General features: G+C 67.4%; 14 protein-coding genes. 9 read left to right on the forward strand and 5 right to left on the reverse strand.

Annotated features, from left to right (window positions below; translation table 11 throughout):
* Positions 1-135: 135 nt before the first annotated feature.
* Positions 136-2,388, reverse strand: coding sequence for a primosomal protein N' (locus tag HLH36_RS07780; RefSeq protein WP_182985842.1), 2,253 nt, complete (start codon positions 2,386-2,388; stop codon positions 136-138).
* Positions 2,389-2,457: 69 nt separating this feature from the next.
* Between HLH36_RS07780 and HLH36_RS07785 the strand changes: the two genes are divergently transcribed.
* Genes HLH36_RS07785 through HLH36_RS07795 form a run of 3 tightly spaced genes read left to right on the forward strand, consistent with a single transcriptional unit; the run spans position 2,458 to position 5,397 of the window.
* A complete protein-coding gene (locus HLH36_RS07785) occupies positions 2,458-3,468 on the forward strand; it encodes a tyrosine recombinase XerC (RefSeq protein ID WP_182985843.1) in 1,011 nt (336 codons plus the stop codon).
* Positions 3,465-4,424, forward strand: coding sequence for a prolyl aminopeptidase (gene pip, locus HLH36_RS07790; RefSeq protein WP_182985844.1), 960 nt, complete (start codon positions 3,465-3,467; stop codon positions 4,422-4,424). The genes HLH36_RS07785 and pip overlap by 4 nt, the downstream gene beginning before the upstream one ends.
* Complete coding sequence (locus HLH36_RS07795) at positions 4,396-5,397, forward strand: retroviral-like aspartic protease family protein (protein ID WP_182985845.1); 1,002 nt, start codon at positions 4,396-4,398, stop codon at positions 5,395-5,397. The genes pip and HLH36_RS07795 overlap by 29 nt, the downstream gene beginning before the upstream one ends.
* Positions 5,398-5,434: 37 nt before the next feature.
* On the opposite strand, the gene HLH36_RS07800 is transcribed toward HLH36_RS07795, so the two are convergent.
* The 3 genes from HLH36_RS07800 to glnK all read right to left on the reverse strand — a co-directional run bounded on the left by HLH36_RS07800 (position 5,435) and on the right by glnK (position 7,830).
* Complete coding sequence (locus HLH36_RS07800; RefSeq protein ID WP_182985846.1) at positions 5,435-5,956, reverse strand: hypothetical protein; 522 nt, start codon at positions 5,954-5,956, stop codon at positions 5,435-5,437.
* 159 nt (positions 5,957-6,115) lie between these two features.
* Positions 6,116-7,468, reverse strand: coding sequence for an ammonium transporter (locus HLH36_RS07805; RefSeq protein ID WP_408871865.1), 1,353 nt, complete (start codon positions 7,466-7,468; stop codon positions 6,116-6,118).
* Between the two features lie 23 nt (positions 7,469-7,491).
* Complete coding sequence (gene glnK, locus HLH36_RS07810) at positions 7,492-7,830, reverse strand: P-II family nitrogen regulator (RefSeq protein WP_012226274.1); 339 nt, start codon at positions 7,828-7,830, stop codon at positions 7,492-7,494.
* 244 nt (positions 7,831-8,074) lie between these two features.
* On the opposite strand from glnK, the gene HLH36_RS07815 reads away from it, so the two are divergent.
* Together HLH36_RS07815 and cysE are read left to right on the forward strand one after the other, a co-directional pair.
* Positions 8,075-9,310, forward strand: a complete 1,236-nt coding sequence (locus tag HLH36_RS07815) for a UbiH/UbiF/VisC/COQ6 family ubiquinone biosynthesis hydroxylase (protein ID WP_182985848.1) — start codon at positions 8,075-8,077, stop codon at positions 9,308-9,310.
* 245 nt (positions 9,311-9,555) lie between these two features.
* Positions 9,556-10,419 carry a serine O-acetyltransferase gene (gene cysE, locus HLH36_RS07820; protein WP_182985849.1) on the forward strand — a complete coding sequence of 288 codons (864 nt, stop codon included), beginning with the start codon at positions 9,556-9,558 and terminating at the stop codon, positions 10,417-10,419.
* A gap of 106 nt (positions 10,420-10,525) precedes the next feature.
* On the opposite strand, the gene HLH36_RS20175 is transcribed toward cysE, so the two are convergent.
* Complete coding sequence (locus HLH36_RS20175) at positions 10,526-10,993, reverse strand: Lrp/AsnC ligand binding domain-containing protein (protein WP_182966620.1); 468 nt, start codon at positions 10,991-10,993, stop codon at positions 10,526-10,528.
* A 143-nt stretch (positions 10,994-11,136) separates the two neighbouring features.
* Here HLH36_RS20175 and HLH36_RS07830 point away from each other — a divergent pair, with 143 nt between their 5' ends.
* From HLH36_RS07830 to HLH36_RS07845, 4 genes are all read left to right on the forward strand, one after another.
* On the forward strand, positions 11,137-13,569 hold the full coding sequence (locus HLH36_RS07830; protein ID WP_246376568.1) for a TonB-dependent receptor: 2,433 nt from the start codon (positions 11,137-11,139) through the stop codon (positions 13,567-13,569).
* A gap of 272 nt (positions 13,570-13,841) precedes the next feature.
* Entirely contained in the window at positions 13,842-15,263 is a 1,422-nt protein-coding gene (locus tag HLH36_RS07835; RefSeq protein ID WP_182985850.1) for an amidohydrolase family protein, read from the forward strand.
* A gap of 56 nt (positions 15,264-15,319) precedes the next feature.
* Positions 15,320-16,558: a TIGR03862 family flavoprotein gene (locus HLH36_RS07840; RefSeq protein ID WP_182985851.1), complete on the forward strand. Its 1,239-nt coding sequence runs from the start codon at positions 15,320-15,322 to the stop codon at positions 16,556-16,558.
* Complete coding sequence (locus HLH36_RS07845; RefSeq protein WP_182985852.1) at positions 16,555-18,048, forward strand: ATP-binding protein; 1,494 nt, start codon at positions 16,555-16,557, stop codon at positions 18,046-18,048. Before HLH36_RS07840 ends, HLH36_RS07845 begins: the two co-directional genes overlap by 4 nt.
* Positions 18,049-18,308 lie beyond the last annotated feature (260 nt).

The following is an 18,308-nucleotide window of genomic DNA, read 5'->3' on the forward strand; positions in this document are numbered from 1 at the left end:
CGTCTCTTGGAAAAATGGCTTATTTTTTCAAGAGAAAAATCATATATATATTGTGGATTGAATATACCATGACGGCCCTGTGTGCCGTTGGTCCGGGTCGCGGGTTTCGGATTGGTTCGGCCTTCCATCAGTCTCCTAGAGGAACGAGACGGGATCGATATCGACATCGATCCGCGCGCCGCGTTCCGGTGCCACCCGCTCCAGCCATTGCCGCACGATCGGTTGCAGCGCGATCTCGCGCCGCGCGCGCAGCAGCAGCCGCCGGCGGTGGCGGCCGCGCAGGATGGCCAGAGGGGCCGGCGCCGGGCCCAGGACCTGCATGCCCTCGCCGCGCGGGGCGCTGGCCCCCAGGGCGCGGGCGGTAGCGTCGGCGGCTTCCGGCGTGTCGGCACTGACGATCAGTGCCGCCAGGCGCCCGAACGGGGGCCAGAAGCCGGGGCGGCGCTGCTCGGCCTCCTGCCGCATGAAACTGGCGAAATCGCCCGAGACCAGGGCCTGCATCACCGGATGTTCGGTGCAATAGCTTTGCAGCAGGACCGTGCCCGGCGCCTCGGCACGGCCGGCGCGGCCGGCGACCTGATGCAGCAACTGCACCGTGCGTTCCGCCGCGCGCAGGTCGCCGCCGCCCAGCCCCAGATCGGCATCGACGACGCCGACCAGGGTGAGGTGCGGAAAATGCCAGCCCTTGGCCACGATCTGGGTGCCGATCACCAGATCGACCTCGCGCCGGGCGATCTGCGCTACCGCGTCGGCGGTCGCCGCGGGGCCGGGTAGCGTGTCGCTGGCCATGACCAGCAGGCGGGCATCGGGGAAGGTGGCGCGGGCTTCCTCGGTGATGCGTTCCACGCCGGGGCCGATCGGGGTCAGGCTGGCTTCGGCATGGCAGGAGGGGCAAGTGGGCGGTGTGGGTTCCTGATAACCGCAATGATGGCAGGTGATCACCCGGCGCGCGCGATGTTCCACCAGCCAGGCGGTGCAGTTGGGGCATTGCAGGCGATGGCCGCAGGTGCGGCACAGCGTCAGCGGCGCATAGCCGCGACGGTTGAGGAACAGCATGGCCTGTTCGCCGCGCGCCATCGTCGCCTGCATGGCCTCGGTCAGCACGGGCGACAGGAACAGTCCGCGTTCGGGCGGATGGGCGCGCATGTCCACGGTGCGCACCGCGGGCATGGCCGCCCCGCCATGCCGTGCGGTCAGCGCCAGATGGCGGTAGCGGCCGGCGCCGACATTGGCCAGCGTCTCCAGGCTGGGCGTGGCGGACACCAGGATGATCGGGGCGTGGTCCATGCGCGCCCGCACCACCGCCATGTCGCGCGCATGATAGGTCACGCCGTCTTCCTGCTTGAAGGCGCTTTCATGCTCCTCGTCGACGATGATCAGGCCCAGTTCCGCGAAGGGGAGGAACAGGGCCGAGCGCGCGCCCACCACCACGCGTGCGCTGCCCTCGGCCACCGCGTGCCAGGTGACGCGGCGCAGGCGCGGGCTCAGGTCGGAATGCCAGAGCGCGGGTTCGGCCCCGAAGCGGCGGGCAAAGCGGCCGGTCCATTGCGCCGACAGGGCGATTTCCGGCAGCAGCACCAGCACCTGCCGGCCGCGTTCCAGGCAGGCGGCGATGGCTTCCAGATAGATCTCGGTCTTGCCCGATCCGGTGACGCCTTCCAGCAGCGTGACGGAGAAGCCGCCCGCGCCGGCGAGGTCGCGCAGGCTTTGCGCCGCCTCCCTCTGGCCGTCGCCCAGGGTCGGCGGGCAATAAGCGGGGGCGGGCGTGGCGAATGGGGGGGCGGGTTTCAGCACCACGGCACGCAGCGCGCCGGCATCGGCCAGTCCGCGCACGACGCCGGCCCCAACACCTGCGCGCCGCGCCAGTTCGGCGCCCGGGAGCGGGCCGTCGCTGGTGGCAACGTCCAGTACCCGGCGGCGGGCGGGGGTTTCGCGCAGGTCGGGCGGCGCTTCGGCGGCGGCCCAGCCCGTCGCGGGAGTGATGGGGGTGGTGGCCGCGGTGCGCAGCGCCATCGCCAGTACCATGCCCGGCGGCGAGAGCGTATAGGCCGCGACCCAGTCGACGAAACGGCGCAGCGCGCCGGGCAAGGGCGGCTGGTCCAGGCGGGTGAGCACCGGTTTCAGCCGTCCGTCGGCGACGGGCTTCATCGGTGGCGGTGTGAATTCGGGCGGCAGGGCGGGGGCCGGGTCCCAGACCACGCCGGTTTCGGTCCGGCGGCCCAGCGGCACGCTGACGATGTCGCCCGGTTGCAGGTCGGCCAGCGCGGGGGGCACGGCATAGTCGAACGGGCCGGGAAAGGGCAGCGGCAACAGCACCGCGACGCGCGGTCGGCCGGCGCTTTCCGGCTTTCGCGCGGGGGGGCGTTTGTCTAGACTCGCGTTTACCATGAGGTTTTTTATCGTCCTGGCCGCCGGCTGTCTTGTCCCGCGATCGGCGCGCGCCGTGCGGCTGCGGTCATGACCGGCGCCGCATTGCGCGATGCGTTCCTCGACTGGATGCGCGACGAAAAGCGCGCCGCGCTGCTGACGATCACCGCTTATCGGGGCGATCTGGACCGGTTTCTGGCTTTTGTCGGCGCCCATCTGGGCGGCGAGGTGGATCTGGCGATGCTGGACCGGCTGTCCCTGACCGACCTGCGCGCCTGGCTGGCGTCGGAGCATGCCGGCGCCCAGCAGGCGGCCGGCCGCCGCGCGGGGAGCGCGGATCGCGCGGCGCGGACCCGGGCCCGGCGGGTGTCGGCCATGCGCTCGTTCTATCGCTATCTGGCGCGGCACCATGGCGTGACCAATCCGGCGCCTGGCTTGTTGGCCGCCCCCCGTTTCCGCGCGTCGCTGCCGCGCCCGCTGACGACGGAACAGGCGCTGGAGGTGCCGGACGGGCTGGGCGCCGTCGCCGCCAGCCCGATGGCCGAACAGCGCGACCGGGCACTGTTCCTGCTGCTCTATGGCTGCGGCCTGCGTATCTCCGAGGCGCTGGGCCTCGATATCCGGGATCTGGATCGGGCGTTGTCGGCGGGGGGCACGCTGCTGATCCGCGGCAAGGGCGGCCGGGAGCGGCTGGTGCCGATGGTGCCGGCGGTGGTGCGCGCCCTTGCGGAATGGCGGGCACGGCACCCCGCACCGCTGGCCGGCGCGCCGCTGTTTCCCGGTGTGCGGGGCGGCCGGCTGCAGCCGGCGGTGGCGCAGCGCGCCATGCGGGTCTGGCGCGACATGGCGGGCCTGCCCGATCATGCGACTCCCCATGCGCTGCGCCATTCCTTCGCCACCCACCTGATGGAAGGGGGCGCGGACCTGCGTGTGATCCAGGATCTGCTGGGACATGCCAGCCTGTCGACGACGCAGCGCTATACGCAGGCGGACGAGGCGCGGCTGATGCAGGTCTGGGCCGGTGCCCATCCACGCGCCACGCGGCCAGGCGCGTCGCGGGGCGAGGATACGATAACAACAACGGGAAAGAACGAGCCATGATTATCGCCGCCGGCCGCGCGCCCTATCCGCCGATCGAGCCCTTTCGCAGCGGCTTTCTGGACACTGGTGACGGGCACCGTGTCTATTGGGAATTATGCGGCAATCCAAACGGGATTCCCGTGGTGTTCCTGCATGGCGGCCCCGGCGGCGGATGCACGCCGTCGCACCGGCGCCTGTTCGATCCCGCGCGCTATCGCATCCTGCTGTTCGACCAGCGGGGCTGCGGCCGGTCGACGCCGCATGCCGGGCTGGACAACAACACGACCTGGCATCTGGTGGAGGATATCGAGCGCCTGCGGGTGCTGACCGGCACGGAACGCTGGCTGGTCTTCGGCGGCTCCTGGGGATCGACGCTGGCCCTGGCCTATGCCGAGACCCATCCCGACCGGGTGACGGGGCTGATCCTGCGCGGGATCTTCACGCTGCGGCGGTCCGAACTGCTCTGGTATTATCAGGAGGGCGCATCCTGGCTCTTCCCCGATAAATGGGAGCGGTTCCAGGCGCCGATTCCAGTCGCGGAGCGCGGCGACATGATGGCGGCCTATCGCCGCCGCCTGACCGACCCCGATCGGGCGGTGCGGGTCGAGGCCGCCGTGGCCTGGAGCCTGTGGGAGGGCGAGACGCTGACCCTGCGCCCGGCACCGGCGCTCTCCGCCCAGCATGCCGACGAGGAGTATGCGCTGGCCTTCTCGCGGATCGAGAACCATTATTTCGTCCATGGGGGCTGGCTGGACGAAGGACAACTGATCCGCGATGTGGAGCGGATACGGCATATTCCGGCGGTGATCGTGCAGGGACGTTACGATGTCGCTACCCCGATGCGCACGGCATGGGACCTGCACCGTGCCTGGCCCGAGGCCGATTTTCATCTGGTGGACGATGCCGGCCATGCCGTGTCGGAACCGGGCATCCAGACCGCGCTGCTGGATGCCACCGACCGTTTTGCCGCCGGCTGACGGCGCGTCCCGACGCGCGGCGGCCCGGCGGGCCAGGTTTGCGGCGCTGCTGCTGTGCCTGACGCCGGCCGCCGGGGTGGCGCAGGATCGGGCGCCGGTTGCCTGTGCCGTCACACGCGTCGCGCGGGTGCCGTTGCGCGATGACGGCGGGTATTTGTCCGTGCCGGTGTCGATTGCCGGCCGGACCGGGCAGGGCGCCTATAGTCTGGTGGTCGATACCGGCGCCGAAGGCGGGCTGCTCAGTGGCCGCGTGGCGGGGGCGCTGGGGCTGGCGGTCGATTCCGGGCGGCGCACCGTGCTGTATGGCACGGGCGGGGCCGGCAGCATGGTCCCGAACGTCCTGATCGACAATCTGCGTCTGGGCCCTGAAGGTGGACAGGGGCTGGATCTCGGCCCGCTCTCGGCACCCGTGGGCGAGTTGCCGGGGCAGCCGATGATCACGCCGCCGGTCGCGGGGCTGCTGGGGGGCGACGTGCTGTCGCGCTTCGAGCTGGAATTCGATGTCGCGGGCGGCTGGCTGTCCTTCTGGCGCATGCAGGGGGATGACGGCGCGTGTCGCGCGGCACCGGCCTGGCGCGGAGCCTACGATACCGTGGCGCTGCGGCGGGAGGGCCACCGGGTGGCGGTCACAGTGGAACTGGACGGACAGGCCCTGACCGCGCTGGTCGATAGCGGCGCGCGCTCCCGCATTCTCTCGATGGAAGCGGCGGAACGGGCGGGTGTGTCGGAAGGGCGCCTGGCACTCGATCCGGGGGGCGAGACCAGCGGTGTCGACGGCCGGCCGGTGCCGTATCACTGGCATCGTTTCGCCAGCCTGCGCGTGGGGAGGGAAATGGAGCCCGCACCCGTGCTGACGGTCGCGCCGCTGCGCGAGCAGGTGGACATGCTGCTGGGGGCGGACTGGTTCGCCCGGCACGATGTCTGGATATCCTATGCCACCGGCCGGATGTTCACGCGACCGGCGGGAAAATAGCGGGCATGGCGGGATGTGCCGCCATGCCCGGTCCGGTTCAGCCCTTCAGATGGGCATTGCAGACGCTGTAATAGCCGCCGCCCTTCTGGATCCATTTCAGGCCGCCATTGGCGTTGGTCGCCTTGTTGGCGTTGTACTGGTCCAGGCAGGTATGCATGCGGGCCTTGCCGGGGCTTTCGCTGGAATATTTCGGCGAAAGCGCGGTGGGCAGTACCGCACTGCCGGCGGCGGCGGTGGCCGCGATGCTGGCCGGATTCTTGGACGGCGTGACCGGCGCCTGCGGCGGTGCCGCGGTCACCGACGGGGTCGCCTGCTCGGCGGGTGTGGTGGCGGCCGGTGCGGCAGCGGCGGCGGCCGGTGTCGTGTCCGTCGCGCACTGTGCCGCCTTGAAGTCCTTGTAGGTCTGGCCCTTGATCGTGCCGGCTTTCCGCTCGGCATTGAATTTCTTGTAGCAGGCCTGCGCCGGGCTGTCGGCGTGGGCTGCCGGAGCGGCGAGCGGGATGGCCGGCGTGGCGAGAAGCAGGGCAGCGGCGATTCGGCCGCGAAGTGCGAGAGCCATGGCTAGGGCGATCCTTTCCGTTTTCGGAATGGCCCGATGCCGCGCCATGCGGCAGGGCCGTTCAGTCTGGACGGAATCCCATAACATCATGACTTGAATACGGAAAGAAAAAGGCCGAACCGCGTCCGCGGTTCGGCCTGAGAAGGCGGAGCGGACGGATCAGATATTGATCCGCTCGCCATGCTGGGTCATGTCCAGCCCTTCCTGTTCGTCGTCGCGGCTGACGCGCAGGCCGATGACGGCATCGATGATCTTCAGCAGCACGAACGAGACGATCGCGCACCAGACGATGGTGACGCCCACGGCCTCGGCCTGGGAGACGAACTGCGCGAACGAACCACTGATGCCGCCGGGATTGGCGTCGGTGGCCGAGAGCGGGCCATAGGCGAACACGCCGGTCAGCAGCGCGCCGATGATGCCGCCGATGCCGTGCACGCCGAACGCGTCCAGGCTGTCGTCATAGCCCAGCAGGTGCTTGAGCGAGGTGGCGGACCAGTAGCAGACCACGCCGGCCACCAGGCCGATGATCAGCGCGCTGCCCGGCAGGACGAAGCCCGCCGCCGGCGTGATGGCGACCAGGCCGCCCACTGCGCCGGAGATGATGCCCAGCACGGTCGGCTTGCCGCTGCGGGCCCATTCGGCCAGCATCCAGCCCACGCCGGCGGCGGCGGCGGCGATCTGGGTCGTGGCCATGGCCATGCCCGCGCGGCCGTTGGCGCCGACGGCCGAACCGGCATTGAAGCCGAACCAGCCCACCCACAGCAGCGACGCGCCGATGACGGCGTAGGTCAGGTTGAAGGGCGACAGATCGTCCTGCCCATAACCCTTGCGCTTGCCCAGCACCAGGGCCGTGACGAGGCCGGCGATACCGGCATTGATATGGACGACGGTGCCGCCTGCGAAATCGATGGCGCCCAGGCCGGCGACCCAGCCCAGCGGGCTCCACACCCAGTGGGCGATCGGTGAGTAGACCAGCAGCGACCACAGGACGGTGAAGACGCACAGGGCGCTGAACTTCATGCGCTCGGCGAAGGCACCGGTGATCAGCGCCGGGGTGATGATGGCGAACGTCATCTGGAACATCATGTAGATGCTCTCGGGGATCGTCATCGTGACCGCGTTGGGGGTGCCCGCGCCCAGCGTGAAGCCGATATCGGCGCCCTTGGCGATATGTGCGCCGATGCCGTTGAGCAGGACGCGCGACAGGTCGCCGATATAGGGGGTGCCGGTGCCGAAGGCCAGGCTGTAGCCGGCCACCATCCAGACGACGGTGACGATGCAGCAGATCGCGAAGGACTGCATCAGCGTCGCCAGCACGTTCTTGCGGCGGACCATGCCGGCATAGAACAGGGCCAGGCCCGGAATGGTCATCATCAGCACCAGCGCGGTGCTGACCAGCATCCATGACGTGTCGCCCGTGTCGATCGCGGGGGGCGCGTCGGCGGCGAGGGCCGGGGTGGACAGGCCGACCAGGGAGGCAGCCGCCAGAGCCGCGGCGGGCAGGCGGGGTATTGCGCGATAAGCGCCCGAAATGCTCACAGCGCGTCTTCTCCCGTTTCCCGCGTGCGGATGCGGATGACACTGTCGAGGCTGGAGACGAAGATCTTGCCGTCGCCGATCTTGCCGGTGTGTGCGGACTGCAGGATCACGTCCACGACCTGGTCGACGATGTCGTCGGATACCGCGACCTCGATCTTCACCTTCGGCAGGAAGCTGACATGGTATTCCGCGCCGCGATAGATTTCGGTCTGTCCCTTCTGGCGGCCGAATCCCTTCACTTCCGAGACGGTCAGCCCCTGGATGCCCAGGGGAGTCAGGGATTCCCGAACGTCGTCGAGCTTGAAGGGCTTGATGATGGCTGTGACAAGCTTCATCGCGCCACGTCTCCTTGTTTCATTGTGGTAATCCGTTCCCTGATCCGGATGATGATCCAAATCGCGATAAGGGCAATACAAAAACCGTGCCAACCACATGGATGGTTGACGGAGCGCGGCGTCTGGTGTGCCTTGCGCCTTTCGTGCGCGCCGATATCTGCCTGAATTGTGGGCGGGCGCATCCGAACGGATCACTCTTGCCGCGGGGCCGTCGGGCCGGCACGGCTATCACAGGACCACAGGCATGACCGCAGGCATGACGTCCCACCCCCAGACCGGCGCCGGGCATGACGATGTGGATGTCTGCATCGTGGGGGCGGGGCCGGTCGGCGCCACGCTGGCCTGCCGGCTGGCGGTGGCGGGCCTGCGCGTGGTCATTGTCGATCGCGCTTCCCTGCCGCCCATGGAAGACCCGGCATTCGACGGCCGCGCCTATGCCATCGCCGCCGGCCCGCGCCGGCTGCTGGAAGAGGCCGGGGTATGGGACCTGCTTCCCCTGGAGGCCTGTCCGATCGAGGAGATCCGCGTCTCCGACGGCCGGCCGGGCGAGGCCCCGTCGCCTTTGTTCCTGGAATTCGGGCGGGAGGATGCCGACCAGCCCTTCGGCTGGATGATCGAGGCGCGGGCGCTGCGTGTGGCGCTGAATCGGGCGCTCTATGCCCATGACCTGATCACGGTGCTGGCGCCCGACGAGGTGACGGTGACCCGCACGGAAGAAGGCGCGCGGGTGCGGACCCACTCGGGCCGGACATTCGGCGCGCGGCTGGTCGTGGCGGCCGAGGGGCGGCGGTCCGCGCTGCGCGACCAGGCACGGATCGGCATCACCCGCCTGCCATACCATCAGAGCGGCATCGTCTGCGCCGTGGCGCACGAACACCCGCACAACAACCGGGCATTGGAGCATTTCCTGCCCGCCGGGCCGTTCGCGCAGTTGCCGATGGCCGCGACGCCCGACCATCCGAATCTTTCGGCCATCGTCTGGTCCGAAAGCGACCAGCTTGCGCAGCGCATGGTGGGGCTGCCGCACGATGCCTTCGCCCATGAGATCCAGCGCCGCATGGGCGACTGGCTGGGGCGGGTCACGCCGGTCGGGCGGCGCTGGGTCTATCCGCTGTCCGCGCAATATGCCCAGCGTTATTTCGATACGCGGATGGTGCTGGTGGGGGATGCGGCCCACGGCATCCATCCCATCGCCGGGCAGGGGCTGAATCTGGGCTTCCGCGACGTGGCGGCGCTGTCCGATGTGCTGATCACCGCCCATGCACGGGGCGAGGATGTGGGGGCGCCCTCCCTGTTGCGCCGCTATCAGGCGCGTTGCCGGCCCGCCAACATGCTGATGCTGGCCGCGACCGACATGCTGGAGCGGCTGTTCGGCAACGACAATCCGGTTCTGCGCCGCGCCCGCGACCTGGGCCTGGCCGGGGTGCACCGGATGCCCGCGCTGAGGCGGGCCTTCGTACGCCACGCCATGGGCCTCTGAGCGTGGGCGGACATGCGCGCTGGTGGCGATCCGACGCAGGTTCCCTGTGCTCCGGTGCTCACGGCCAATAAGGCCGCTCCGCTCCGGTGCTCGGAAACGCACGCCGGGCGCGACCCTTTCGGGCCGCTCTCGCTCACCAGCCCACATGTCCGCCCACGCTTGGGATGATTCACTTGTCTCCACCGCCTCTGGTTGAGGAGACGGTGCATTCCCATATGGTTCCTTCTGCTGACAGGACCGGTTTCATGCCTGAACTCTCTCCGACTTCGCTGGCCTCGGCCCGGGGCGCGCGCGCCGTGGCCGATCCGACCTTGCTGCCCATCGACCAGGAACGGCTGTGGACCGATATCGCGGCGGGGTGCGAGGGCTGCGACGATCCGCTGGTGCGTGGATTGCTGGCGACCGGCATCCGCAATCATGCCACCTTCGCCAATGGGCTGGCCGCACTGATCGGGCGCAAGCTGGGCGACCGGTCGGTAGCCGATGACGCATTGTCGGAACTGGTGGCCGAGGCCTTCGCCGCCGATCCGGAAATCGTCGCCGCCGCCGCCGCCGACCTGGTGGCGATCCGCGAGCGCGATCCGGCGACGGCGAACTACGCGACGCCGTTCCTGTTCTTCAAGGGCTATCACGCGGTGCAGAGCTACCGCGTGGCTCACTGGCTGTGGAACAACGGCCGGCGCTATCTGGCGCTGCATCTGCAAAGCCGCACGTCGGAACTGTTCGCCGTGGATATTCATCCGGCGGCGCGGCTGGGGCGGCGCATCCTGTTCGATCATGGAACGGGAATCGTGATCGGCGAGACCTCGGTGCTGGAAGATGATGTATCGCTGTTGCAGGGCGTGACGCTGGGCGGCACCGGCAAGAATGTGGGGGATCGCCACCCGAAGGTGCGGCGCGGGGTGCTGATCGGTGCCGGCGCCAAGATCCTGGGCAATATCGAACTGGGCGAGGGCGCCAAGGTCGGCGCCGGGTCGATCGTGCTGGAATCGGTGCCGCCCTTCACCACCGTGGTCGGCAATCCGGCGCGCCCGGTCGGCACGCGCCACAGCGCGCTGCCGGCCTTCACCATGGATCAGATGCTTCCCCCCATCGACTACATGATCTGACAAGCCCGACCGGCGAACGCGCGCTGGCGGCGATCCAGCGCGCGTTCGCCGGGCAAGTCCTTGCGGCAGGGACCGGAAGTCCGAGCGCACCGGCCTGGAATGCGGGTCAGAAATGCAGGTAGGTCCGCTGGACGACCTCTTTCATGGAGAAGAACGTCCTGGTCATGCGAATCCCCGGAAGCGAGACCAGCCAGTCGCCATAGATCGCGTTGAATTCGTCGATCGACGACGCCCGGATCGTGACCAGGTAATCGAATTCACCGGACACGAGGTAGCACGAGACGACCAGCGGGTGATCGCGGATCGCGGCTTCGAATTCCGCGAAAGCCAGCTTATTCAGTCGGTCCAGGCAGACGCCCATGACGATGACCGCGCTTCGTCCCACCGCGGTCGGGGCGACGTCGGCCCTGAAGCCGGTGATGATGCCGTCCTCGGTCAGGCGCTGCACGCGCCGGAAACAGGTTGCGGTGCTGGTCACGGCATGGCGCGCCAGGTCGGTAATCGAAATCCGCCCGTCGATGCTGAGAACCCGCAGGATTCGCTTGTCGATTTCGTCTATGTCAAACTGTTTCACTTTTCAGTAGTCCAGGAAAAATTGGAAAAATCGTTCATTTGCACCTCCGCAACAACGCCATCCGCCTTCATTTTGATGTAAAAACGAATGCACCGATCATAACGGACTGGATATGTTTTGCCCTCCTATTTTGAGGGTCTGATATGCAAAAAACTGATGGCTCCGGTTTGAAGGCGACGATTCCCGTGCGGGCGGAAGGGGTTGCGCGCCCCGTCGACCGCCGTCGCCGGCTGATGCTGGCGACGGCCCTGGGGGCAATGGCGCTGGCACCTGTGGCGCTCCTGGATGCTCATGCGCAGGCCGCCCCACTGACGCCCACGCCGGCCCACGGCACGCGGGCCCCGGCGCGGCATGCGGCCGTAAAGCCGGCCGTGCGCAGCGCGCAAACCGCGGAACCCCGCTCGGCCGAGGCATTGTCAGTCGTAGGGTCGCACGAGACGTCCCACGGCATGGAGCAAACCGTCACGCGCAAGATGCTCAACCGCTTCGTGGCGGGGACCAGTCCGCTTCAGGTCCTGGGGGCGACGACGCCGGGCGTCAGTTTCGCCACGGCAGATGCGCTGGGCCTCGATACCTATGCCAATTCGCTCTACATTCGTGGCTATAACCAGAGCCAGTTGGGCGTCACGCTGGATGGAATTCCTCTAGGCGACCAGGGATTCATCAACACGAATGGTCTGGATATCAACGAGGCCGTCACGCCCGACAACATCGCGCGGATCGACATGTCCCAGGGCGGTGGCGCGCTGGACGTCGCGTCGACCGCGAACCTGGGCGGTGCGCTGCAATATTACACGCAGGACCCGCGCGACACGTTGGGCGCCGATGTCGCGCAGACCTTCGGCAGCAACAGCACCTATCGCACGTTCGGGCGGTTCCACAGTGGCGTGTTGAACCAAACCGGCACGAAATTCATGGCGTCCTATGCGCGTACCGACGCGCAGAAATGGAAGGGCCATGGTGACCAGTACGAACAGCAGGCGAATTTCAAGTTCGTTCAGCCCCTGGGCGAGCGTGGGCAGTTGACGGGATTTTTCGATTATTCGGAATTCAACCAGTATAATTATGGAAATATCAGCCTGGAGATCAAACGGAAGCTGGGATCGAGGACGGATTATTTCTATCCGGACTACAAGGGCGCCTATCTGGCTGCGCAGGGCATCTTTCCCGCCGGATGGGATCAGGTGTCCAGCCCCACGGACATTGCGTATTACGATGCCGCGCAGGATCAGCGGAATTATCTGACCGGGCTGAACGGGAATTACGACCTGACATCACGGTTGCGGCTGAAGAGCGTGTTATACGCGCAGGTATCCGGCGGGGACTATGAATTCACCAATCCGTACGTGTCGTCACCCAACGGCGCGCCGATGATCCAGCAGGCCGACCACCAGTGGTTCCGCCGCGTCGGCGGCACGTTGGCGCTGCAATACCGGCTGGGCCATCATGACCTGGAATCCGGTGTCTGGTACGAAAACAACGATTTCACATATTCGCAGCGGTTGTATAGCCAGCCCCTTCTGGGCGAGGGCGCGCCGCGCAAGGGCACCGGCCCTTACGAGGATTCGTTTGCCACGCGCTATGGTGTGCAGATGAATACCAATACCTTCCAGTACTATCTGCAGGATGCCTGGCACATCCTGCCCAGCCTGCGCCTGCATGCCGGATTCAAGTCGCTGCTGGTCACGACGGCGGGCGGCGCGTTCGAGAACAACGAGACCTATACCGGGCAGAGCGCGTTGCCCAGCGGCAGCCTGACGACGGCGGGCGCCTTCCTGCCGCATGTCAGCCTGAACTGGACGTTCCTACGGCATCATGAGCTGTTCTTCGACGTGTCGCGCGACATGCGCGCCTATTCCTATGGCGGGTGGAATTCACCGGTCGCCTGGGGTGTCGACAACCAGACCATTTTCTCGCAGCTGCGCAAAACGCTTAAGCCCGAGAGTACCTGGAATTACCTGATCGGCTATCGCTACAACTCGAAATATGTCGATGGCGTGCTGAACCTGTATCATTCGGATTATTCGAACCGCCTGGCGCCGATTACCAGCGGTACACTGGTCAACGCCAACCAGACCTTCCTGAATGTCGGGTCGATGGCGATGTGGGGTATCGATGCCGGAGTCACCGTCCGGCCCCTGCCGCATTTGGAAATCTTCAACAGCATCAGCTACAATCATTCGACTTATGGTCAGGGAATCTATAATGCGGGGGTCTATTACGATCTGAAGGGCAAGCTTGAAGTCAATTACCCGTCCGTCATGTACAAGTCGAACGTAGCCTATACCTACGGGAACGCGACGCTGAACTTCAACGTGTATTACATGGGACGACGGTATCTGTCCTACATGAACGATACGTCGGTCGACCCTTACTGGAACGCGAACCTGACGGCGTCGTATGATTTCAAGCATGTCCCGCATGTGGCGGATCTGAATTTCTCCCTTGGTATCTACAACCTGTTCAATCAGGAATATATCAGCTCGATCGGCGCCAATCCGATTTCGGGTGACCGGCAGTCCATGTTCGCTGGTGCGCCGCGCCAGTTCTTCGGAACGTTGCGCGCACGATTCTGATGAATGCGGGAACCGCGCGCTGGATCGCCCCCAGCGCGCACCCCAATGATCTGATCGCGAATGGGTTTCCAAGGGGCGATTGCCCTTTGGCGGCTCAAGGGCAAAGTCCTCGTTGACGATATCTCGCGCGTTGATCTCGCGGCGCATGGAAAAATGAGGTGGTGCCGGTCGCCCTGGCCAAGTGTAATGATAGACGGTCGATCTGGACATCCCGGCTATCGCACTGAACACTGTGCGGGACAGTGGAATAGGGGCAGGAAAGGGCGGCCGACATGAAGATCGCATCACGGATTGGCGGGAAGTGCGTCCGGTTCCGGACGGCTCCATTCTGGGCAGCCCTGTCGCTGGGGACATGGCTGGCCGGCGCCGCATCGGGGGCGCTGGCGGCGCAGCCCGTGCTGCTGGAACATGCGACGATCATCGACGGTACCGGCCGGGCACCATTGGCCGATGGCGCGCTGCTGATCCGCGACGGGCGGATCGTGTCTGTGGGGGCCGCGGGCACGGTGGCAGCGCCGGGTGCGAAACTGGTCGACCTGACCGGACGGACGATCCTGCCGGGCCTGATTTCCGATCATAGCCATACCGGGCTGGTGAAGGGCACGAAGAACGACAGCGCCAACTATACGCGTGACAATATCCTGGCGCAGTTGAAGCAGTACGAGCGCTATGGCGTGCTGACCGTGGTGTCGCTGGGCCTGAACAAATCGCCGCTGTTCGACCAGTTGCGGCAGGAACAGCATGCGGGGCGCAATCCGGGTGCCGACCTGTTCGGGGTCGATCAGGGAATTGGCGCGCCCGACGGCGTGCCGCCGCAGGGCATGTTCCATCTGGGACCGGACCAGGTCTATCGCCCCACCAGCGTGGCCGAAGCGCAGGCCGCCGTCGATCGCATGGCCGACGAGGGCACGGATCTGGTGAAGATCTGGGTGGACGATTTCCGCAATGGCGTTCCGGGGGCCAAGGGCTATCCCAAGATCGACCCGGTGATCTATCGCGCGGTGATCGAACGGGCCCATGCCCGCGGGCTCCGCGTCGCGGCACACATCCACGATCTCGCTGACGCCAAGGCGCTGGTGACGGCCGGGGCCGACATCATCGCCCACGGCGTGCGGGACCAGCCGGTCGATACCGATTTCGTCATGCTGATGGAACAGAAGGGGACCTGGTACATTGCCACCCTGGACCTGGACGAGGCGAACTATATCTTCGCCGAACATCCGGAATGGCTGGACGATCCTTTCCTCTCGGCGGGGCTGAATCCCGATCTGCGGGCGCAGTTCGCCGACCCGGCCTGGCGGGCGAAGATCCTGGCCGCCCCCTTGACGGCGGCGGCGAAGAAGGCGCTGGCCCTGAACGCGCGCAATCTGGTCACGCTCTACCGGGCGGGCATCCATATCGGCTTCGGCACCGATTCCGGGGCGTCCGCCACCCGCATCCCCGGCTTTGCCGAACATCGCGAACTGAAGCTGATGGTCTCGGCCGGCCTGACGCCCATGGAGGCGCTGGCGGTGGCGACCGGCAATGCGGCGGCCCTGATGCATCTGGACGACCGGGGGATTCTGCTGCCGGGCCGCTGGGCCGACCTGATGGTGGTCTCGGGCGATCCGGCGGCGGACATCAATGCGGTCGACAGGATCGAGCAGGTCTGGCATCGCGGTGCGCGGACCGAAGGGCCGTTGGTACCCCGTTGAGTCCGGCTGCCCTCGCGCGCCGGTTGGCCGGGAGCGCGCGAGGGAGCAGGAGCAGCATGGCCCATATCGTGGTGATCGGCGCCGGACCGGCCGGTCTGGCCGCCGCCGAGGCATTGGCCGCCGGCGGATGTGCCGTGACGGTGCTGGAGCGCATGCCGACCATCGGCCGCAAGATGCTGATGGCCGGCCGGGGCGGGCTGAACCTGACCCATTCCGAACCGCTGGACCTGTTCCTGACCCGCTATGGTGCCGCGCGCCCGTGGCTGGAAGACGCCGTGCGGGCATTTTCCCCCGATGATCTGCGGGCGTGGGCGGCGGCGCTGGGCCAGCCCTGTTTCGTCGGCAGCAGCGGGCGGGTGTTCCCACAGGCGATGAAGGCCTCGCCGTTGCTGCGGGCATGGGGGGCGCGGCTGGCGAAACAGGGGGTGACGATCCTGACACGCCATGACTGGACCGGCTGGGACGGGCCGGGACGGGTGCGTGTGGTCTCGCCGCAGGGTGAGCGCGTGCTGGTCGCCGACGCGGTGGTGCTGGCCCTGGGCGGGGCAAGCTGGGCCCGGCTGGGTGCCGATGGCACGTGGGCCGGCAGGCTGGCCGGGGAGGGGGTGGATCTGGCACCGTTCCGCCCGGCCAATTGCGGCTTCCGTACCAATTGGAGCGACACGCTGCGTGATCGTTTCGCCGGCACGCCGCTACGCGGCATCGCGCTGACGCCCCAGGGCGGCGGCCCGACCGTGCGGGGCGAGGCGGTGGTAACGGCGCAGGGGCTGGAAGGCGGGGCGGTCTATGCCCTGTCGGCCCTGCTGCGCGACCGGATCGTCGCGGACGGGCAGGCGCGGCTGCTGGTGGATCTGCGCCCCGACATGGCCGAGGCGGCGCTGGCCGAGCGGCTGGCGCGGGTGCGGGGGCGGGAGAGCCTGTCGAACACGCTGCGCAAGGCGTTGCGCCTGCCACCGGTCGCGGTGGCCTTGCTGCGCGAGGGGCCGGATGCGCCGCCGCGTGACGCGGCGTCGCTGGCGCGCCTGATCAAGGCAGTGCCCGTGACGCTGACGGCTCCCGATTCGCTGGACCGGGCGATCTCCGTGGCTGGCGGCGTGCGGGCCGATGCGGTGGATGCGCGCTTCATGCTGCGCGCGCTGCCCGGCGTGTTCGTGGCGGGCGAGATGCTGGATTGGGAAGCGCCGACCGGCGGTTATCTGTTGCAGGCCTGCTTCGCGACCGGTCGGGCTGCGGCGCGTGGCGTGCTGGACTGGTTGCAGGAGGGGGGCAAGGAACGGTATCCGTCCTGTCCATGACGGTTTCGATCACGATTGGGGATATGCGGGGTGGCGGCCCGGCGGTCATGGACCTGGCAGAATTGCTGTCCACGCGGCTGCTGGTGCAGGGCAATTCGGGTTCGGGCAAGTCCCACCTGCTGCGGCGCCTGCTGGAGCAGTCGGCGACGCTGGTGCAGCAGGCGATCATCGACCCGGAGGGCGATTTCGTCAGCCTAGCGGAACGGTTCGGCCATCTGGTGATCGACGGCGCCACCCATACCGAGGCCGAGTTGCAGGCGGCCGGCGAACGGATGCGCGTGCATCGGGCCTCGGTGGTGCTGAACCTGGAAGGCGCGGATGCCGAGGTGCAGATGCGCCGCGCGGCGGCCTTCCTGGGCGGGATGTTCGAGGTCGGGCGCGAATATTGGTATCCGGTGCTGGTGGTGGTGGACGAGGCGCAGCTTTTCGCGCCAGCCGCCGCGGGCGAGGTGACGGACGAGGCACGGCGTGCCTCGCTGGGCGCCATGACCAACCTGATGTGCCGCGGGCGCAAGCGCGGACTTGCGGGCGTGATCGCCACCCAGCGCCTGGCCAAGCTGGCCAAGAACGTGGCCGCCGAAGCGTCGAATTTCCTGATGGGGCGTACCTTCCTCGATATCGACATGATGCGCGCCGCCGATCTGCTGGGCATGGAACGCCGGCAGGCCGAGAGTTTCCGCGACCTGGAACGAGGATATTTCGTGGCGCTGGGGCCGGCGCTGTATCGCCGGCCGGTGCCGGTGCGCATCGGCGAGGTGGAGACCGAGAGCCGGTCCGCCGGCCCGTCGCTGCTGCCCATGGCGCCGGCCGCGCCGCCCGAGGATATTCGCGACCTGATCCTGGCCAAACTGCCGGAGCGCGAGAGCCTGCCGAGGCCGGTCCGGCCGGCCGCCCCGCCGCCGCCCGATATCCTGGCGCAGCTTGCGGCCCACGCGGCCTCGGCGGCGGTGGAGGCAGAGACGGAGGCGCCGGTAGTGGAAACGCCGGCCGACAAGGCCGAGCAGCGCCGCCGCTTTCTGGCGATCCTGACCGAAATCCTGCGTGACGAGGATGCGGGCTTCCGGCCGCCGCCCGTGCTGTACCAGGATTTCCTGGTCCGCTGCCGGATCGAGGGCATGGGGCGCGAGGCGTTGGACATGCCGCGTTTCCGCCGGCTTCTGGCGACCGCGCGGGCCGGTGTGGATGCCGAGACCGCCGAATCCGACCGCTGGATGCAGGCGGAACGTATGGCCGTCCCGCTGCCGGAGGATGTGCGGAGCATCTTCCTGCTGATCGCGCGCGCCGCGATGGAAGGCGAACCCTGCCCGTCGGACGCAGCGGTCGCGCGCGTCTACGGCACGCATTCGCTGGGTCGTGCCCGCCGCCAGCTGACCTATCTGGAAGAGCAGAACGTCATTGTCCTGCGCGTGGACGGCATGGGGCGGCGGAGTGCCGCCGTGATCGGGCCGGGATGGGAGACTGCTCCCTCGGACCCGAACGAGGCGGCATAATCCGCGCCGAATTGATGTCCCGTTGTTTCGCTTTAAATTCGAGGTTTTCAAACCTGTTTTAGAAGCGCGAAGGCGGACGCGTGCGACTTGCCGCTGCAACCGCGTCCGGACGCTCCGGCGGGCCAGCCCTGTTTCCGGCACGAATCATGCAAATATAAGCCCTGAAAAACACGTTCAAGAAGGCCGTCCTTTCCGGCCCGGATCGAAGATGGTGCGCCAAACGCATTTCATGCTGAAGTCTCATAAGTAAAATTTATCAT

The sequence above is a fragment of the Gluconacetobacter aggeris genome (assembly GCF_014174395.1).
Taxonomy (GTDB): Bacteria; Pseudomonadota; Alphaproteobacteria; order Acetobacterales; family Acetobacteraceae; genus Gluconacetobacter; species Gluconacetobacter aggeris.

Coding starts and splice junctions, on each gene's coding strand:
- pip (WP_182985844.1), top strand. CDS start 3,465: ATGATTATCGCCGCCGGCCGCGCGCCCTATCCGCCGATCGAGCCCTTT.
- HLH36_RS07835 (WP_182985850.1), top strand. CDS start 13,842: ATGAAGATCGCATCACGGATTGGCGGGAAGTGCGTCCGGTTCCGGACG.
- HLH36_RS07830 (WP_246376568.1), top strand. CDS start 11,137: ATGCAAAAAACTGATGGCTCCGGTTTGAAGGCGACGATTCCCGTGCGG.
- glnK (WP_012226274.1), bottom strand. CDS start 7,830: ATGAAGCTTGTCACAGCCATCATCAAGCCCTTCAAGCTCGACGACGTT.
- HLH36_RS07795 (WP_182985845.1), top strand. CDS start 4,396: ATGCCACCGACCGTTTTGCCGCCGGCTGACGGCGCGTCCCGACGCGCG.
- HLH36_RS07800 (WP_182985846.1), bottom strand. CDS start 5,956: ATGGCTCTCGCACTTCGCGGCCGAATCGCCGCTGCCCTGCTTCTCGCC.
- HLH36_RS07780 (WP_182985842.1), bottom strand. CDS start 2,388: ATGGTAAACGCGAGTCTAGACAAACGCCCCCCCGCGCGAAAGCCGGAA.
- HLH36_RS07815 (WP_182985848.1), top strand. CDS start 8,075: ATGACCGCAGGCATGACGTCCCACCCCCAGACCGGCGCCGGGCATGAC.
- HLH36_RS07785 (WP_182985843.1), top strand. CDS start 2,458: ATGACCGGCGCCGCATTGCGCGATGCGTTCCTCGACTGGATGCGCGAC.
- cysE (WP_182985849.1), top strand. CDS start 9,556: ATGCCTGAACTCTCTCCGACTTCGCTGGCCTCGGCCCGGGGCGCGCGC.
- HLH36_RS07845 (WP_182985852.1), top strand. CDS start 16,555: ATGACGGTTTCGATCACGATTGGGGATATGCGGGGTGGCGGCCCGGCG.
- HLH36_RS07840 (WP_182985851.1), top strand. CDS start 15,320: ATGGCCCATATCGTGGTGATCGGCGCCGGACCGGCCGGTCTGGCCGCC.